2 protein-coding genes are annotated in these 725 nt (G+C 78.1%); both read left to right on the top strand.

Annotated elements, in window-relative coordinates:
* Positions 1–561 (top strand): FecCD family ABC transporter permease (locus HMPREF0731_RS22350; RefSeq protein WP_007006550.1); only part of this gene is annotated, 561 nt, incomplete at its 5' end.
* On the top strand, positions 558–725 hold a 168-nt coding region (locus tag HMPREF0731_RS26410), incomplete at its 3' end, for an ATP-binding cassette domain-containing protein (protein ID WP_007006549.1). The genes HMPREF0731_RS22350 and HMPREF0731_RS26410, both read left to right, overlap by 4 nt.

Here is a 725-nt window from a genome sequence, read left to right as displayed (position 1 = left end):
CTGCTGCTGGCCGGCGTGGCGGTGGCCGCCATGCTGGGCGCGCTGCGCTCCTTCCTGATGCTGGCGCTGTCGGAGGAGACGGTCAGCCTGCAGGCGGTGCTGGCCTGGACGCTGGGCGGCATCCAGACCCCCTCCTGGCCCGAGCTGCTGCTGCTGGCCGGGCTGCTCGGCGCCGGGCTGGCGCTGGCCCTGCCGCTGGCGCGCGGGCTGGACCGGCTGGGGCTGGGCGAGGCCATGGCGGAGAGCCTCGGCCTCGCCGTGCAGCCCTTCATCCGCCGCGCCGTGCTGGTGGGCGCGCTGGTGGTGGCGGTGTCGGTGGTCTGGGGCGGGCTGGTGGGCTTTGTCGGGCTGATGGCGCCACATCTGGCGCGCTGGTGGCGGGGCACGGCGCATCGCCGGCTGCTGCCGCTCTCCGCCGCCCTCGGCGCCGGCCTCGCCATGCTGGCGGACGGGCTGGCGCGCGCCGCCCTGCCGCCGGCGGAGATCCCGCTCGGCCTGGTCACCGCCCTGGTGGGCGGCCCCTTCTTCCTGCTGGTGCTGCTGCGCGAGGCGCGGCGGTGAGCCCGCTGCTGGAGGGGCGCGGCCTCGGCTGGCGGCGCGGGCGGCGGGTGCTGGTGCGGGATGTCTCCCTGGCGCTGCACCCGGGCGAGCTGGTCGGGCTGGTCGGCCCGAACGGCGCCGGCAAGAGCAGCCTGGTGCGGCTGCTGGCCGGGTTGCAGGCGCCG

Source organism: Pseudoroseomonas cervicalis ATCC 49957, from assembly GCF_000164635.1.
Classification (GTDB): domain Bacteria; phylum Pseudomonadota; class Alphaproteobacteria; order Acetobacterales; family Acetobacteraceae; genus Pseudoroseomonas; species Pseudoroseomonas cervicalis.
Note: the sequence above shows the minus strand (reverse complement) of the source record. Positions and strands in the feature narration are given on the sequence as shown.